17 protein-coding genes are annotated in these 14,761 nt (G+C 62.2%); 10 read left to right on the forward strand and 7 right to left on the reverse strand.

The features are described 5' to 3' along the window. Positions 1-27: 27 nt before the first annotated feature. The 3 genes from minE to JKL45_RS17565 form a co-directional block, all read right to left on the reverse strand. A complete protein-coding gene (gene minE, locus JKL45_RS17555) occupies positions 28-306 on the reverse strand; it encodes a cell division topological specificity factor MinE (RefSeq protein ID WP_196262949.1) in 279 nt (92 codons plus the stop codon). Then, the gene (minD, locus tag JKL45_RS17560; RefSeq protein ID WP_201862878.1) at positions 303-1,112 is read right to left on the reverse strand and encodes a septum site-determining protein MinD; all 810 of its coding nucleotides are present in this window, start codon (positions 1,110-1,112) and stop codon (positions 303-305) included. The genes minE and minD overlap by 4 nt, the downstream gene beginning before the upstream one ends. A gap of 413 nt (positions 1,113-1,525) precedes the next feature. Further along, positions 1,526-2,581 carry a hemerythrin domain-containing protein gene (locus tag JKL45_RS17565; RefSeq protein ID WP_201862879.1) on the reverse strand — a complete coding sequence of 352 codons (1,056 nt, stop codon included), beginning with the start codon at positions 2,579-2,581 and terminating at the stop codon, positions 1,526-1,528. A 227-nt stretch (positions 2,582-2,808) separates the two neighbouring features. Here JKL45_RS17565 and JKL45_RS17570 point away from each other — a divergent pair, with 227 nt between their 5' ends. Beyond that, positions 2,809-3,810: a threo-3-hydroxy-L-aspartate ammonia-lyase gene (locus JKL45_RS17570; RefSeq protein WP_201862880.1), complete on the forward strand. Its 1,002-nt coding sequence runs from the start codon at positions 2,809-2,811 to the stop codon at positions 3,808-3,810. 292 nt (positions 3,811-4,102) lie between these two features. Here the strand turns inward: JKL45_RS17570 and JKL45_RS17575 are convergent, their stop codons facing one another. After that, positions 4,103-4,777: a hypothetical protein gene (locus tag JKL45_RS17575; RefSeq protein ID WP_201862881.1), complete on the reverse strand. Its 675-nt coding sequence runs from the start codon at positions 4,775-4,777 to the stop codon at positions 4,103-4,105. 59 nt (positions 4,778-4,836) lie between these two features. Next, on the reverse strand, positions 4,837-5,619 hold the full coding sequence (locus JKL45_RS17580; RefSeq protein ID WP_201862882.1) for a class I SAM-dependent methyltransferase: 783 nt from the start codon (positions 5,617-5,619) through the stop codon (positions 4,837-4,839). A 210-nt stretch (positions 5,620-5,829) separates the two neighbouring features. Here JKL45_RS17580 and JKL45_RS17585 point away from each other — a divergent pair, with 210 nt between their 5' ends. The 7 genes from JKL45_RS17585 to JKL45_RS17615 all read left to right on the forward strand — a co-directional run bounded on the left by JKL45_RS17585 (position 5,830) and on the right by JKL45_RS17615 (position 11,484). After that, the gene (locus JKL45_RS17585; RefSeq protein WP_201862883.1) at positions 5,830-6,966 is read left to right on the forward strand and encodes an ABC transporter substrate-binding protein; all 1,137 of its coding nucleotides are present in this window, start codon (positions 5,830-5,832) and stop codon (positions 6,964-6,966) included. 28 nt (positions 6,967-6,994) lie between these two features. Continuing rightward, entirely contained in the window at positions 6,995-8,035 is a 1,041-nt protein-coding gene (locus JKL45_RS17590; RefSeq protein WP_376771047.1) for a FecCD family ABC transporter permease, read from the forward strand. After that, positions 8,029-8,799, forward strand: a complete 771-nt coding sequence (locus JKL45_RS17595) for an ABC transporter ATP-binding protein (protein ID WP_201862885.1) — start codon at positions 8,029-8,031, stop codon at positions 8,797-8,799. Before JKL45_RS17590 ends, JKL45_RS17595 begins: the two co-directional genes overlap by 7 nt. 123 nt (positions 8,800-8,922) lie before the next feature. Then, on the forward strand, positions 8,923-9,183 hold the full coding sequence (locus JKL45_RS17600) for a PilZ domain-containing protein (RefSeq protein WP_201862886.1): 261 nt from the start codon (positions 8,923-8,925) through the stop codon (positions 9,181-9,183). A 764-nt stretch (positions 9,184-9,947) separates the two neighbouring features. After that, the gene (locus JKL45_RS30525) at positions 9,948-10,652 is read left to right on the forward strand and encodes a M10 family metallopeptidase C-terminal domain-containing protein (RefSeq protein ID WP_201862887.1); all 705 of its coding nucleotides are present in this window, start codon (positions 9,948-9,950) and stop codon (positions 10,650-10,652) included. A gap of 204 nt (positions 10,653-10,856) precedes the next feature. Further along, a complete protein-coding gene (locus tag JKL45_RS30830) occupies positions 10,857-11,165 on the forward strand; it encodes a helix-turn-helix domain-containing protein (RefSeq protein ID WP_201862888.1) in 309 nt (102 codons plus the stop codon). Positions 11,166-11,217: 52 nt separating this feature from the next. Continuing rightward, the gene (locus tag JKL45_RS17615) at positions 11,218-11,484 is read left to right on the forward strand and encodes a DUF7696 family protein (RefSeq protein ID WP_201862889.1); all 267 of its coding nucleotides are present in this window, start codon (positions 11,218-11,220) and stop codon (positions 11,482-11,484) included. A gap of 360 nt (positions 11,485-11,844) precedes the next feature. On the opposite strand, the gene JKL45_RS17620 is transcribed toward JKL45_RS17615, so the two are convergent. Both JKL45_RS17620 and JKL45_RS17625 read right to left on the reverse strand, forming a co-directional pair. After that, positions 11,845-12,135: a hypothetical protein gene (locus tag JKL45_RS17620; protein ID WP_201862890.1), complete on the reverse strand. Its 291-nt coding sequence runs from the start codon at positions 12,133-12,135 to the stop codon at positions 11,845-11,847. A 116-nt stretch (positions 12,136-12,251) separates the two neighbouring features. Further along, on the reverse strand, positions 12,252-12,494 hold the full coding sequence (locus tag JKL45_RS17625) for a DUF3297 family protein (RefSeq protein ID WP_201862891.1): 243 nt from the start codon (positions 12,492-12,494) through the stop codon (positions 12,252-12,254). Positions 12,495-12,723: 229 nt separating this feature from the next. Here JKL45_RS17625 and kynA point away from each other — a divergent pair, with 229 nt between their 5' ends. Next, positions 12,724-13,548 (forward strand): tryptophan 2,3-dioxygenase, encoded by an 825-nt coding sequence (gene kynA / locus JKL45_RS17630; protein WP_201862892.1) that lies wholly within the window; start codon positions 12,724-12,726, stop codon positions 13,546-13,548. A gap of 17 nt (positions 13,549-13,565) precedes the next feature. Then, positions 13,566-14,759, forward strand: a complete 1,194-nt coding sequence (locus JKL45_RS17635; protein ID WP_201862893.1) for an aminotransferase class V-fold PLP-dependent enzyme — start codon at positions 13,566-13,568, stop codon at positions 14,757-14,759. Positions 14,760-14,761: the final 2 nt, after the last annotated feature.

Here is a 14,761-nt window from a genome sequence, read left to right on the forward strand (position 1 = left end):
GGACAGCGCAGCCTGCGATCAGGTTTGTCAGGCAGCCGGGCGCAGGCCCGTCAATGTCGCCGGGATCTCGATGTCGACTTCCAGGGTCGACACGGAGGCGCCGCGATCCATCTTGATCTGCACCTTGTCCTGCGGCACCGCCAGATGCTTGGCGATCACCGCCATGATCTCCTCGCGCAGGATGGCCACGAGATCGGACTCGCCGCCCCCGACGATGGTGCGCTCATGCGCCAGCAGGACTTGAAGGCGCTCGCGGGCCACTGGAGCGGACGTGGTGTTCTTCTTGAAGAAGTTGAACAGGTTCATGCTGCCCTCCTGGCGAACAGTTTGCTGAACAGACCACGCTGCTTCTGCACCTCGACGATGGTCTCGCCCTGCAGCTTGCGCACGGCTTCGTGATAGGCGCGGGCCGGCGCGGAATTCGGGCTGCCGAGGGTCACCGGCGCGCCGAGATTGGAGGAGCGCAGCACCTCGGTGCTTTCCGGAATGATGGCGAGAAGCGGGATCGACAGGATGTCGAGCACGTCTTCCACTTTGAGAATCTCGCCGCGCTGCGCGCGGGCCGCGTCATAGCGGGTGAGCAGCAGGTGCTTTTCCACCTGCTCGCCATTCTCCGCCTTCAAGGTCTTGGAATCGAGCATGCCGATGATGCGATCGGAATCACGGATCGATGAGACTTCCGGATTGGTCACCACGACGGCTACGTCCGCATGGCGCATGGCGAGCGTCGCGCCGCGCTCGATGCCGGCCGGGCTGTCGCAGATGATCCAGTCGAACTTCTCGCGCAGGCCCTCGATGACCCGGGCAACGCCCTCGTCCGTCAGGTTGTCCTTGTCGCGGGTCTGGGAGGCCGGCAGCAGGTGCAGGGTCTCCACGCGCTTGTCGCGGATCAGCGCCTGCTCGATCTTGGCATCGCCCTTGATCACGTTGATCAGGTCATACACCACGCGCCGTTCGGCACCCATGATCAGGTCGAGATTGCGCAGGCCGACATCGAAGTCGATCATTGCCACCTTCTGTCCCGACTGGGCCAGCGCCGCGCCGAGGGCCGCCGTGGAGGTCGTCTTGCCGACGCCTCCCTTGCCCGATGTCACCACAAGAACTTTCGCCATCCTTGGTTCTCCTACCCTTCAAGAGTGTTGTTGCGACGGCATCACCAGCAGGTTCTCCGGGAAACCGCAGAACATGTTCGGAGAGCGGAGGCGGATCGAGCTGTCGCGATTTCTTACGCAACGGATGAAATCCATTCGGCGCCCGGTATGGTTACCGGACGGTTAAGATTTCGGGAGGAAGGGCAGGTTTTTGGCGTAAAACAAAGGTTTTTCGCGGTTAATGTCGGATGCCCTTAGGACATAAAGCATGAGCTGCAGGGCGAGCTTGGCTCACCCTGCTCCGAAAGTCCCGCCGTCTGGATGATCTAATGTGCTCGGCACCGAGGCTGGCAGCAACGGGACCGCCCCACCCTGCCGAGACCGTGACGGCCTGGGAAAAGGCCTCACGTTGAAAGCGTGAGGCCTTCTGGGTGTTACACGCCGTCCCTCTTCAGCCCGCCTGAGTCCACACCGCCCGTCTGGGCACTACCGGTGCCGATCGAGCCTGCGGAGGACGCGGGGCTGCCGGCCGGGAGCGTTCCGCCCGGCTGCAGGGGCGTCGAGAGACCCGAGGGAGCGCGGGGCGGGTTGGCCGACGAGAACCAATTGTCGTCCGAGGGGCTGACACCGGGAGCCGGCGCGGTTCCGCTGCCTGCGCCGTGCAACAGGGCATCATCGGCCTGGGCACCCTGCCCCGGCTGGCCGCTCATCCGGCTGGGAGACGTTGTGGAGGCTGAAGCCGCCGATGCTGCGCCGGCTCCGGTATATGTCCGCACCCCGGACGCCCCCTGCCCCATGCCGCTGCGGCGCGATCCCTCGAGGCTGCGGTCGATGACGCCGCTCTCGAGGGGGAATGGCGGCTGCGGACGGCGCGGCGCTGCACGCATGGGCTGGCTCTGCCGCGATCCCATGGAGTCTGACCGGTTCATGCTCCACAGCAGGGCGCCGGCCCCGACGGCCATCGCGCCGGCCAGCACACCGAAGACCGTGCCGGTGGGCAGGCCATAGCGGCTCGGCATCATGGCTTGCGGCATGTGCCAGCGGCTGGATTCATAGGAAGCGATGCGCTCGCGCTCATAGTCCCGCTGCAGGCTCTTGAGCTCGCTGGGCGAGAAGACGCCGCGGGCGACGATCATCACCCCGTTCTCCTCCAGGGTGAAGGCATGCCGGATGGAGCCGGTCAGATCCTTGAAATCCAGCGCCCAATCGTGACTGTCCTTGTCAGGCCGCGCGGCGAGCTCGTCGACTTGGCGCAGAATCTCGTCCTGCTTGCGCTCCAGTTCGGCCACATAGCTGGACGTGCGCTCATGATGGGCCAGGGCGGGATAGAGCACGTTCTGCTGCGCCGCAACATGCCGCTCCAATTCGTCCTGGAGATCCGCAAAGAGTTCAGCCCGGCTGTTGGGCCCACTGCTCGTGGCCTTCAGCACCTCGCGGCAGAGCTCCTCGATATTTGCGTGATCCGACATGACCATTTGCCATAGGTCCATGGGAAGCCTCCTCTTGAGCCTTTGCCTCGATCAGGATGAACGGATTGGGCGGGCGGCTGTTCCGGCAGGAGCGCTCCTTTGGGGAAAGCCGCTACGGAGGAGTCGCAGGCCTGCAATCCTCTACTGACAAGGCTTCGCCGAACTTGCTATGGAAAGGCCACGACCGGATCCGCCCGTTTTGAGGGCGTGATGCTTTGAGTGAAGAACGCCGAGGAGCATGGGAATCGATGAACGCACAAGCACAGCAGGACGCCCTTCGCTCCATCCCGCCGGGGCTTCCCACCTATGACGACGTCGTGGCGGCCGCCGGGCGCATCGAAGGGGTGGCTCATCGCACGCCGGTCCTCACCTCCCGCACGGCCGACGAGCAGACGGGCGGCACGCTGTTCTTCAAGGCAGAAAATCTCCAGCGTGCGGGCGCCTTCAAGTTCCGCGGCGCCTACAATGCCATCGCGCAGCTGTCCCCGGAGGCGAAGGCGCGCGGCGTCGTGGCCTTCTCGTCGGGCAACCACGCCCAGGCCATTGCCTATGCCGGGCAGCTTCAGGGCGTGCCCACCGTCATCATCATGCCGCAGGATGCGCCGGCCATGAAGGTGGCGGCCACCAAAGGCTACGGCGGCGAGGTCGTGCTCTACGACCGCTACACGGAAGACCGCGAGGCCATCGGGCGCAGGCTCTCGGAGGAGCGCGGCCTCACCCTCATCCCGCCTTACGACCATGAGGATGTGATCGCCGGCCAGGGTACTGCCGCCAAGGAACTGTTCGAGGAGGTAGGCTCTCTCGACATGCTGTTCGTCTGCACAGGCGGCGGCGGCCTGCTGGCCGGCTCGGCGCTCGCCGCCAGGGCGCTCTCGCCCGAGTGCCGCATCTATGGTGTCGAGCCGGAGGCGGGCAACGACGCGCAGCAATCGTTCCGCTCAGGGACTATCGTCAAGATCCCGGTCCCTACTACCATCGCCGACGGAGCGCAGACCACCTATATCGGGTCCAAGACCTTCCCGATCATGCGGGCCCTCGTCGACGACATCCTCACCGTCTCTGACGCGCAGCTCATCGACACCATGCGGTTCTTCATCGAGCGCATGAAGATCGTGGTCGAGCCCACGGGCTGCCTGTCGGCGGCAGCGGCTTTGAACAACCTCGTGACGTGCGAGGGCAAGCGCGTCGGCATCATCATCAGCGGCGGCAATGTGGACCCGAGAGCGCTGGCAGGGTTTCTCGCGGTTTAGAGAGACGGCTCTCCGCAGATGTCATCCCGGACGCCGCAGGCGAGCCGGGATCGTCTGACGAGTAAAGCACTGTCATCCCGGGGCGCGCAGCGGAGCCCGGGATCCATACCCGCTGACGATGGAGAACGAAGCGCGACGCTGCTCGCTCTCTTCTGAAATGTCCTGTTTATGCATCCCCGCCTGCGCGGGGATGACAATGTGGAGATTCCGGCGCTCCATCCTGAGAACGATCCCGGATCGGCTTCGCCGTCCGGGATGCCAGGAACATCCCTTCGATGAGGATCTCAGATTCCTATTGCGGGCTGGCCCGCACCAGAACAGCCATGCCGTCGTGATCGCCGGTGGTGAATTTGGGATCGTCGATGAGCGCGTTGTTGAGATTGACGAAGCCGCTCACCTTGTAGGCGGCGCTACGATCAAGTCTCTGCGTGAAGTCGTCCCGCGCCCGGTTGAACGAGCCATATTGGTGCGGCGGATCGCGGATGAGATCCACCTCCTCACGGCTGAAGGCGCCGGTGAACAGGTAGGCTTGTCCGGATAGATACGGCCCGAAGATGCGGCCGTGGTTGTTGCTCACCTCGAAGATGTCGTTGGAGAAGGCATCATCTCTGCCCTGCGGCAGCTGCGCATGAAGCTCGCCGCCGATGAAGCCCTGATATCCTGCCGAGTGGCCAAAGCGGATGGGATAACCGGCATGAGCCGCGGCAGCGATCAGGCGCGCCTTGGCGTCCTGTGCGCTTGAGGCTCCCTCATCGATGATGATGACGTTGATCGGCTCGCGCAGGTTCTTGCCGCGGTAGATTTCACCGAGCCAGTCGGACGGAACGCCCTTGGCCGTCAGCATCCATTTGCCGATGGCGGGCAAGCCCTCGGGCGTCGCGACATCCGCGCCCTGCTGCGCCTGAGCCCATGGTGTGGCGCTCAGCGCGGCGCAGAGAACAAGCACTCGGAAGCGGCTGCGTCCCATTCGCCCTCCTGAAAGACTGCATCAGGAGAGCACGATCACGGCAGGGAGGCTATGGCTTTTCAGGATGAGGCTTTGACCGCAAGGACGGCGTAGCGATGCTGGGTCGCCCGCTCGAGCCCTTTAAGGAGCGGCAGGTTCTTCGCCTGCTCCCGATGGATCGGCTTCAGGTTATGGTCAATCGTGATCTCGGCAAAACCTGCCTCCCGCAGCAGGTTTGCCACCTCACCGGCGCGCGCTCCCTTCGAGAAATACACCCGCCTCAGGATGCGCTCGTGCGTTTCGCGCATGGCGTTGGGGGCATGCGGGGCTCCCGCAAGCCCCGGCACCAACTTCTCGACGAGCCGGATCAAGCGCTTGACCAGCGTGTCCGACACGAAGTCGCCATCGACGATGAGGAGGCGCCCGCCCGGCTTCAGGAGGGAGTACCATTCCCGAAACGCCGCTTTCGGGTCGACCAGCGTCCACACCAGATGGCGCGTGACGAGCACGTCGTAGCTTTCCGGCTTTTCCAGAGTTCTCTCGGCATCGCCTATGACGAAGCGGATATCGGCGCCGCGCCGGGCCGCCTTCGCGCGCGCCCGGTTCAGCATCGCCTCCGACCAGTCGAGGCCGGTCACATCAAAGCCGAGACCATGCAGCAGATGGGAGATTACCCCGGTGCCGCTGGCGAGATCGAGCGCCCGGCGCCCCTCGCCTGATCCGAGATGACGCAGGAACAGGTCGCGCCATGCCTGCCGCTCGCCTTCCGAGAAAATCTCGTGCCCTACCTGCTCGTCGAAGGTTGCCGCACGTGCCGACCAATAGTCGCGGATCTCGTCCCGGAGCGTGTAGTTCGCGTTCATGAGAAGCTCGTGATGAAGATGAATTCCGGCGCTCCTCTACGAGCAAACCCAGAAGACGTCAAATTGGAATTGCTGTAAACTGCAGAATAGAACGATTTTAAACTGTACTTCTACTGTTTTTAACTGGAGTAATTCTAAAAAATATTGCTTGCATGACTATGGGATCAAACCTAGGAGAAGCCCGCTTTCCCAACCGCTGCGAGGCGCATCATGCAACTCTCCAAACTGGTATTCGGTGCCGCCCTGGCGCTCGTCGGGCTCCTGCCCGTTCCCTCCTCCGCCGCCGACAAAATCACCGTCACGGACATCACCGGTCGCAAGGTCGAGGTGAAGGCGCCGGTCGAGAAGGTGATCCTCGGCGAAGGCCGGCAGATGTATTTCGTCGCCACCCTCGACACGGACCAGCCGTTCAAGCGCGTGGTCGGCTGGCGCGACGACCTGCAGAAGGCGGATCTCGACGGCTACAAGGATTATCTCGCCAAGTATCCGCAGATCGAGAAGATCCCGACCTTCGGCGGCTTCAAGGAAGGCACCTTCGACGTGGAGCAGGCGGTCGCGCTCAAGCCCGACGTGATCCTCCTCAACATTGAAGCCAAGACAGCCACCGACGACGCCAAGCTCATCGAGAAGCTCGCCAAGATCGACATCCCGGTGGTGTTCGTCGACTTCCGCGAGAAGCCGTTCGAGAACACCGATGCCAGCATGCGCCTCATCGGCAAGCTGTTCGGCAAGGAAACCCGCGCGGAAGAGTTCATCGCTTTCCGGAAAGCACAGATCGACCTCGTGACCGAGCGCATCGCCAAGGCCAATCCGGCAAAGCCCCTGGTGATGGTCGAGCGTGCCGGCGGCTATTCCGACGATTGCTGCATGTCCTTCGGCAACGAGAACTTCGGCAAGTTCGTGGAAGTAGCCGGCGGTCAGAACATGGCTGCCAAGATCATTCCCGGCACCTTCGGTGTCGTGAATCCTGAGCAGATCATCGCGGCCAATCCCGACCACGTCATCGTCACCGGCTCGAACTGGGAACTCTATGTGCCCGGCGGAGCCTGGGTCGGCGTCGGTTCCGGTGCGGACAAGGCGAAGGCTCGCAACAAGCTCGCGGCCCTGATGAAGCGTCCCGCCTATACCGGCGTGAAGGCCGTGAAGGACAGCAAGGTCCACGCGATCTGGCACCAGTTCTACAACAGCCCGTACCAGTTCATCGCCATCCAGGCGATGGCCAAGTGGCTGCACCCAGAACTGTTCAAGGACGTGGATCCGGATGCCACCATGAAGACGCTCTACGAGCGCTTCCTGCCCGTGCCCTACAAGACCGGCTACTGGGTTTCCCTCACCGACAAGGAATAGGCTCTTGGCCCACTCCCCTGCCATCGCCATGGCCAAAGGACGCGGTGCCTACCGCGTCCTCGTGCAGCGCAAGAAGCTCGTGCTTCTTGTGCTTGCTGTCGTTCTCGTCCTCTCCGTCATCGCCGATCTGGGCTTGGGACCTGCGCGCTATTCCATGCGCGAGGTGGTTCTGGCCCTCTTGGGTTCGCCGGAGGTCACGGAGCAGGTCAGCGTCGTGATCTGGGACATCCGCATGCCGGTGGCCCTTATGGCGGTGGTCGTCGGCGCGGCTTTGTCCGCGGCCGGCGCGCAGATGCAGACCATCCTCAACAATCCGCTTGCCAGCCCCTTCACGCTCGGCATCTCGGCAGCCGCGAGCTTCGGCGCCTCCGTCGCTCTCGTGTTCGGCATTGGCTTCCTGCCTTGGGCCATCGACTACATTGTGTCGATCAACGCGCTGCTCATGGCCATGGCTGCGGCCCTGTTCATCCATTTCATGAGCCAGAAGCGCGGCGTCACCGTCGAGACCATTGTGCTGCTGGGCATCACGCTCGTCTTCACCTTCAACGCGCTGCTCGCGCTGGTGCAGTATCTCGCCTCGGAACAGGCGTTGTCGGCCGTGGTGTTCTGGACCATGGGCAGCCTTACCCGCGCCACATGGCCGAAGCTCGCCATCACCACGGCGGTGGTCGCGGTTTCCTTGCCGCTTTTCATGCGTCGCGCCTGGGCCCTTACCGCGTTGCGGCTCGGTGACGACAAGGCGGCGAGCTTCGGCGTCAATGTGCGTTGGGTCAGGCTCGAGACCATGATGGTCATCAGCCTGCTTGCCGCCGTACCCGTGGCGTTCGTGGGCACCATCGGCTTCATCGGATTGGTCGGCCCGCACATTGCCCGCATGCTGGTGGGCGAGGATCAGCGTTATTTCCTGCCGGCCTCGGTGCTGTCGGGTGCCGCGATCCTGTCGCTCACGTCCGTCATTAGCAAATCCATCGTGCCCGGCACGATCTTTCCCATCGGCATCATCACGGCGCTGGTGGGCGTGCCGTTCCTCTTCAGCCTGATTATGTCCACCCGGAGACGCGCATGGTAGCGACCCTGCAATTGACCGATGTCGGCGTCCGCTACGGCAAGCAGGAGGTGCTCTCCGGCGTGACCACGCCGGTGCTGAAGGGCGGCGAGGTGACGGCGGTGATCGGCCCAAACGCGGCCGGCAAGTCGAGCCTGTTCCGGCGCATCGCCGGCCTGCTCGACGGGCCGGGCAACATTCGCATCGACGACGTCGCTTTGAGGCCCGGCCCGAGCCCTGTCTGCTACATGCCGCAGGACACCTCGGTGAACACGGTGCTGACGGTCTATGAATCCGTGCTGCTCGCCCGCAAGCAGGGTGCACCGCGCAAAGTCAGCGACGAGGATCTCCAGGAGGTCGACCGCGTGCTCTTCAGCCTGCGGATCGAGGCCATCGCCTTCAAGGGCCTCAATGAGCTCAGCGGCGGGCAGCGACAGCTGGTGTCGCTTGCGCAGGTGCTCGTGCGCGAGCCGAAGATCCTTCTGCTGGATGAGCCGACCAGTGCCCTCGACCTGCACAGGCAGGTGGAGGTGCTGGCGCTCATCCGCTCGCTCGCCCGAGATCGGGGCATCTGCGTGGTGCTTGCCATTCACGATCTCAACCAAGTTCTGCGCGTTGCCGACCGGGTCATGGTGATCGATGCAGGCACCATGGTGAACTGTGGCCCCGTGGAGACGGTGATCACCCCGGCCCTCCTCCAGAATATCTATCGGGTCGACGGGCGGATCGAGCGCTGCTCGCGCCTGTGCCCGCACGTGATCATCGACGGGCCGCTCGAACTTGCGTGAGATGGGACGTCGTTAGCTTAAACCGCCGGTCGCCACGCTCAGCATGCTGAGGCGGCAACTGGATAGCCTCGCGCCAGCCCGCCTGGGTATAACGGGACCCTGTCGAATCATGGAAGCCCGTGCATGAGCCTTGGACTGACTGAACGTCGATCGGACGAGCGCTTCGCCACCGTATTGAATGGGTGGATCAGGGATCCGAAAAGCATGGTGCGGATCGAGTGCTCCGTATGGGATCTGTCGCAATCAGGCGTGCGCCTGGTCATTTCCGACTGTGCCGATGTTCCCCTGGAATTCGAGCTTCAGATCCCCGGGGCTGGAGCAACGGCCATGACACGGCTGGTGTGGACGGACGGAACCCATTACGGGGCGCGATTTACGAGTTAGAGCATCGTGCGGATGCAGAGGGCCGCATCAGTGAAGAGTGGATCCGGTTTTCCATTTGAGCGATGGTCCAGTCTGACAATCACCCTTCAAGAGTTGATACACGGGTGATTTCATCTCGGACGATCCGAGCTATTTTCACCCCGATCCCAGGCAATTGTTCGAGCTGATCCGCAACCGCCCTAAGCTGCTCAAGGGTTGTGATGCCTTCGTCCCTCAAGCTGTTCCAAGCCGAGAGAGGGAGAAGAAGATCTTTGATGGGACCTCCCCAGCGCTCGTTGAAGTGATTCGGCATGTCTTTTCCCTCTAGGTTGACCTTGCTGCCCTAGCCTGGGAGTGGGACTCATAAGCTTCGGCCGAGCTGCGCCAATTACATTAACTTAAGTTAAATTTAAGATGGTGTGTGAGAAAGCACTCAGGCTTCCCGGTCCCGAAGCGGGTGCAAATGGGCATTGCGTGCGGTTTGCGGCCAATGTGGCTGATGGCAGCTGCCTCACGGGCGGCAACATGATCTTCACGCGGCGACACCACCACCACCTCCGAACTCTCACCGGCCAGCCCGTCAGCACGTGATCCGAGGAATGGCGGATCGAGGACAAGGGCTGAGCCGCCCCGTGCGCTCAAGCACGCCACTCTTCCGTAAGGGAAGATAATCCTTTATGTGGTTCTACTCTGAGTGGGGCCGAATGACTGGATCGAGATAGATCCTCCGGGGGCACATTGTGACCGAACACAGCGAAATAGAACGCCTTGATGACATTCACGTCATGGCCGATTCCAAGTTCACGCTCAACCTGCCCCCTGGCATGTTTCGAGACGGGGAGCCTGTCGTCGTGACGATCAAACCAACCAAAGTAGTCGAAGACGCTGCCGTAGCTTGGCAAGTGCTGAATATCCCCAAGACGCAGCAGAGCTTTGGGCCTCTCCCCAAGCTCAAATCAGGCGGTTACACGGTCACACTCTCAGACAGCGAGCCATTCTTCAGCACACCCGAGGCCACCTTCGATCTGACCGTGTATGAGCCCGGCACTATTTCCGCAGGATCGGGGGACGACGATCTGTACGGCTCCAGCAGCAACGATAAATTGAGCGGCGGCAGCGGCGAGGATTATCTTTCCGGCGGCAAGGGAAACGACAAACTCGCGGGTGGAGCGGGCAAGGACACCTTCGTGTTCGCCACGAAGCCGCACAGCCGCTGGAACGTGGACACGATCACCGACTTTTCCGTCAAGGACGACACGATCCAGCTCGACAACGCCGTATTCACGAAGCTGACACGGACCGGCACATTAAAGAAGAGCTATTTCAAGGTGGCGTCCGAGACCAAGGACGCGAACGACTACATCATCCACGACAGGAAGAAGGGCGCGCTCTACTACGATCAGGACGGCGCAGGCGCGAAGAGTGCAGTGCTGATCGCCAAGATTGATCCTAACCTCAACCTCACTCACAAGGACTTCTTCGTCATCTAAGCAGAAGGCATGGGCGAAACATCGCTGCTGTCCTCCTCGCCCGATTGGAGTCTCGTTTCCGGACCTCACCCCTCTCTTCACCCCTCCTGTTTAGAGCCGAACGCTCTCCAAAGCAGCTCCCTACCCCCGAAGCGCAATAGCAATTCGCAGGCTTGCAAGAGATAAACGTTAACGATGGGTTAATCCCGTCGAGGGGGGCAAGGAATGGCCAAGTTAGACACTCAAGCTGGGCAGCTCGCGCTAGACGAAACACTATTGGCGGCGAACCAAAGTCACGCTCTCGGCCAGTCGCTGTCTGACCGAGAAGCCCAAATTCTTCTCTTGATTGCAGCAGGCAGGCAAAACGCCGAGATCGCTATTGCCCTTGGAACGGACCACGCTGCGGTAAAACAACATATCAAGTTGATCTTGCGGAAGGCTATGGCCTCTGGTCGCGTAGCCGGCGGACCAAAGACGAATGGTCTTCGCCCCTCAGAGTTGGCATGTGAGATGGCGAGCCCCTTCATCGCCTAGCACGAAGCACAGTCGGCTCTTTGTTAACGCTCTCCGCCTAAAAAGCGGAGTCATGACCTACTCCCGCGACACCACCGCCATCTCCGAACTCACCGGCCAGCCCGTCAGCACGTGGTCCGAGGAATGGCGGATCGAGACCGAGGCTCGCACCCTGCTGAAGATGTCCAAGCAGGAGCGGGACGTATTCTTCAATGGCCGGAAGGACGAGAATGGAAAAACGGTCGATCGCGGAGTGATCGGCATCCGGGGGGTAAAGGCCGCCGAGGAGATCCGCGCGATCATGGAGCGGCTGCAGGCCATCCGCGGCAATCCCAGGTAATCGGTCCCAATCATAGTAATAAAAAGAAATAGGGCCGCGCCCAGTCCTATTTTCGACTGTGTTCGCGACCCTTATGACCGTATTTGCCCCTACGGTTAACCTGAACTAAACCATCGCTCATGCCTGATCAAGGCTAAATAGTTCGCAAATAAACGATCATTTGCGTCAGAATAGCGCGCCTCTTCTCTTGACACGCTTTATTCCCGCCATGTTCTGTCACAATTTAGCCCGATTACTCTACGAATAGAGAGGCTCACGACCCTCTTTTGCCCCTACGGGTCGGACCTTGAAGCGCCCCTCATCGAGCGGGCGCTTCCTTTTTGTGGTCCTGAATCGATTCGCAGCTTCAGGGGCAAGCCGTCACGACGCACCCTGCGGGGCGAAGAAGCAGATGATAGCGTGGGTCGTCGCCTCCTCGCAGAGGTGGAACTTGGTATCCGGCGACGCCTTACCATACTCGCGGCCGACAAGGCGCCCGTCCCAGAGCCGCCAGCCCTCGGCGGTTTCCGTCACCGTCTCGCCCCGGGCTTCGATGAGCTCACGGCAATCGTGCTCGTCGCAGCACCACGCGGGATACCAGTCATGGGCGTGTGCCGCTCCGGCCCATACGCAAACAGCAGCAACGATAGCCGGAACCTTGAACGAGACCATTCAGGGCAAGCCTTTCCCGAGGATGCGCCTCGATTGACGAGCTTGCACATGATCTTGGGGTGGGCCTGCCGGCACGTCCAGTCCTGCCCTAACGTCAGGACTTCTCGCAATGCGGCTTACGCCTGAGCCTTTAGATAGGGCTCGACCTTGCCCTTGAGCTTGATGGTCATAGGGTTGCCGAAGCGGTCCTTGGCATTCCCGGCGTTGACCCGAACCCAGCCTTCGCTGACGCAATACTCGTCCACATTGGTCTTCTCGACCCCGTTGAAGCGGATGCCGATCCCCTTCGCGAGCAGCTCCTCGTTGTAGAACGGGCTGTCCGGGTTCGAAGCCAGGCGGTCAGGAAGGGTGTCGGTCATGCGAGGGTCTCTCCAATGGGGAACGTTCAGGGGCGGCAACCTACCGTCTCGGGAGCCGAAAGCCAATTCCAGCTGAAGCATCGGATGGATCCCAAAAGTGCAAATCCACTTTTGGGTCCGATGCTTGAGCCGACGTGACAAGCCTGCCGCAATGTCCTACTTTCGTTGTACGCCCCAACGGCAGGACGATAATCCGCGCGTAAGCGGAAGCGATCAGGGAGAGACAGACTTGTCGGCAGCGACAGACGGGATCCACACCGATTTTTCCGAAGGCATGAGCTATGGAGACTATCTCCGGCTCGACACCCTCCTCTCCGCCCAGTCCCCCCTGACCTCCGAGCATGACGAACTGCTCTTCATCACCATCCATCAGGTGATGGAGCTGTGGCTGAAGCTCCTGAACCGGGAGCTCGATACGGCGCTCGCCCATATCCGGGCCGACGAGCTCCAGCCGGCCTTCAAGTGCACGGCCCGCATCAACCGGATCCAGGAGCAGCTGATCCAGGCCTGGACCGTGCTCTCCACCATGACACCGTCGGACTACCTCAGCTTCCGGCCGGCGCTGGGCAAATCCTCGGGCTTCCAATCCTGGCAGTACCGGCTCGTCGAGTTCAAGCTCGGAGCCAAGGACGCCGTGAAGATGGCACCGCACCGGCACCGGAGCGATCTCGCCGAGCAGCTCGATGCAGCCTATCGCGCGCCGGGCCTCTATGACGAAGCCCTGCGCCTGCTGGCCTGCCGCGGCTATGCGGTTCCCGCAGAAGTTCTCGAACGGGATGTGACCCAGCCCTATACGGCGCATCCCGGCGTCGAGGCGATCTGGGAGGAGATCTACCGCCATTCGGGCGAGCACTTCGATCTCTACGAGCTCGCCGAGGAGTTGGTCGATCTGGAGGACGCTTTCCAGCAATGGCGCTTCCGGCACATGAAAACCGTCGAGCGCATCATCGGCATGCGCAGCGGCACCGGCGGAAGCAGCGGCGTCGGCTACCTGCGCAAGGCGCTGGAGAAATACTTCTTCCCTGAACTCTGGTCCGTTCGCGGCAAGCTTTGATCACGCGAGATACCGGCATGCTCGATCTTCGTTCCCAGTTCTCCCGCTTCCTCGGCACAGAGCCGGACCGCCTGCATTTCGCAGCCCATAGCCACCACCCCTGGCCGGACGTGACGCGTGAGGCGCAAGTCCAGGCCTGGGACGAGGCCGCCCGCCTCATGGACGATAAGTGGGAGCACATTCTGGGGCCGGTTCTCGACGAGTTCCGCGGCCATGTGGCCGGGCATCTCAACCTGCCGGATGCTTCCACCATCGCGGTGGCGCCGAACACGCATGAACTCCTGAAGCGCATTCTCTCCTGTTTCCCGGCCGACCGCCCGGTGCGCATTCTCACCTCCGACGGCGAGTTCCATTCCTTCACACGCCAGATCGCCCGGTTGGAAGAGGAGCGCCTCGTGGACGTGACGCGCGTTCCGGCGGAGCCTTTTGCCAGTTTCGAAGACCGCTTTCACGCCGCAGCAAAAGCCGGGTACGATCTCGTCTTCGTCAGTCAGGTGTTCTTCAATTCTGGCTTCGCCCTGGATGGCCGCCACCTCGCTGAATGCGACCGTGACGGCGCGATGGTCGTGATCGACGGGTATCACGGCTTCATGGCGCGGCCGACGGATCTCGGCAGCATCGCGGATCGCGTGTTCTACGTGGCCGGCGGCTACAAATATGCCATGGCGGGCGAAGGCGCATGCTTCATGCATTGTCCGCCCGGCTGGGGCGTTCGCCCACGCGACACCGGCTGGTACGCGGCCTTCGGCAACCTCATGAACGCGCAGAGCGGACAGGTGGGCTACAGCCAGGATGGCTGGCGCTTCATGGGCGCCACTTTCGACCCCTCCGGCCTTTACCGCTTCAACGCCGTGATGCGGTGGCTCGCGGACGAGGGCATCACGCCGGCGATCATTCATGCCCATGCCAAGGCGCTGCAGCAGCATTTCCTGCGTCGCGTGGGCAGTTCCGCGCTGTTTTCGAACGCCACGCCCGTGGTGCCGGCGGACGAGGTGCGACGCGGCAACTTTCTCACCTTCCAGACGCCCGCCGCGCAGGCCATCCACAACGACCTGAAGGAACTGCGCGTGGTGACCGACGTGCGCGGCGAGCGCCTGCGCCTGGGGTTCGGCATCTACCAGACGCAAGAAGAGGTGGATGATCTCCTTCAGCGCATCGACGAGGCGGGCGCGCTGGAATCCGCGCCCCTCAACACCTCGTCGGCTGCGTAAGG

This window comes from Microvirga soli, from assembly GCF_016734765.1.
GTDB lineage: Bacteria > Pseudomonadota > Alphaproteobacteria > Rhizobiales > Beijerinckiaceae > Microvirga > Microvirga soli.

Bases quoted from the DNA above. Each gene is read 5' to 3' on its own strand.
- JKL45_RS17615 (WP_201862889.1), top strand. From the start codon at position 11,218: ATGACCTACTCCCGCGACACCACCGCCATCTCCGAACTCACCGGCCAG.
- JKL45_RS17575 (WP_201862881.1), bottom strand. From the start codon at position 4,777: ATGGGACGCAGCCGCTTCCGAGTGCTTGTTCTCTGCGCCGCGCTGAGC.
- JKL45_RS17590 (WP_376771047.1), top strand. From the start codon at position 6,995: ATGGCCAAAGGACGCGGTGCCTACCGCGTCCTCGTGCAGCGCAAGAAG.
- JKL45_RS17585 (WP_201862883.1), top strand. From the start codon at position 5,830: ATGCAACTCTCCAAACTGGTATTCGGTGCCGCCCTGGCGCTCGTCGGG.
- JKL45_RS17570 (WP_201862880.1), top strand. From the start codon at position 2,809: ATGAACGCACAAGCACAGCAGGACGCCCTTCGCTCCATCCCGCCGGGG.
- JKL45_RS17595 (WP_201862885.1), top strand. From the start codon at position 8,029: ATGGTAGCGACCCTGCAATTGACCGATGTCGGCGTCCGCTACGGCAAG.
- JKL45_RS17600 (WP_201862886.1), top strand. From the start codon at position 8,923: ATGAGCCTTGGACTGACTGAACGTCGATCGGACGAGCGCTTCGCCACC.
- minE (WP_196262949.1), bottom strand. From the start codon at position 306: ATGAACCTGTTCAACTTCTTCAAGAAGAACACCACGTCCGCTCCAGTG.
- JKL45_RS17565 (WP_201862879.1), bottom strand. From the start codon at position 2,581: ATGGACCTATGGCAAATGGTCATGTCGGATCACGCAAATATCGAGGAG.
- minD (WP_201862878.1), bottom strand. From the start codon at position 1,112: ATGGCGAAAGTTCTTGTGGTGACATCGGGCAAGGGAGGCGTCGGCAAG.
- JKL45_RS17635 (WP_201862893.1), top strand. From the start codon at position 13,566: ATGCTCGATCTTCGTTCCCAGTTCTCCCGCTTCCTCGGCACAGAGCCG.
- JKL45_RS30525 (WP_201862887.1), top strand. From the start codon at position 9,948: ATGGCCGATTCCAAGTTCACGCTCAACCTGCCCCCTGGCATGTTTCGA.
- JKL45_RS17620 (WP_201862890.1), bottom strand. From the start codon at position 12,135: ATGGTCTCGTTCAAGGTTCCGGCTATCGTTGCTGCTGTTTGCGTATGG.
- JKL45_RS30830 (WP_201862888.1), top strand. From the start codon at position 10,857: ATGGCCAAGTTAGACACTCAAGCTGGGCAGCTCGCGCTAGACGAAACA.
- JKL45_RS17625 (WP_201862891.1), bottom strand. From the start codon at position 12,494: ATGACCGACACCCTTCCTGACCGCCTGGCTTCGAACCCGGACAGCCCG.
- JKL45_RS17580 (WP_201862882.1), bottom strand. From the start codon at position 5,619: ATGAACGCGAACTACACGCTCCGGGACGAGATCCGCGACTATTGGTCG.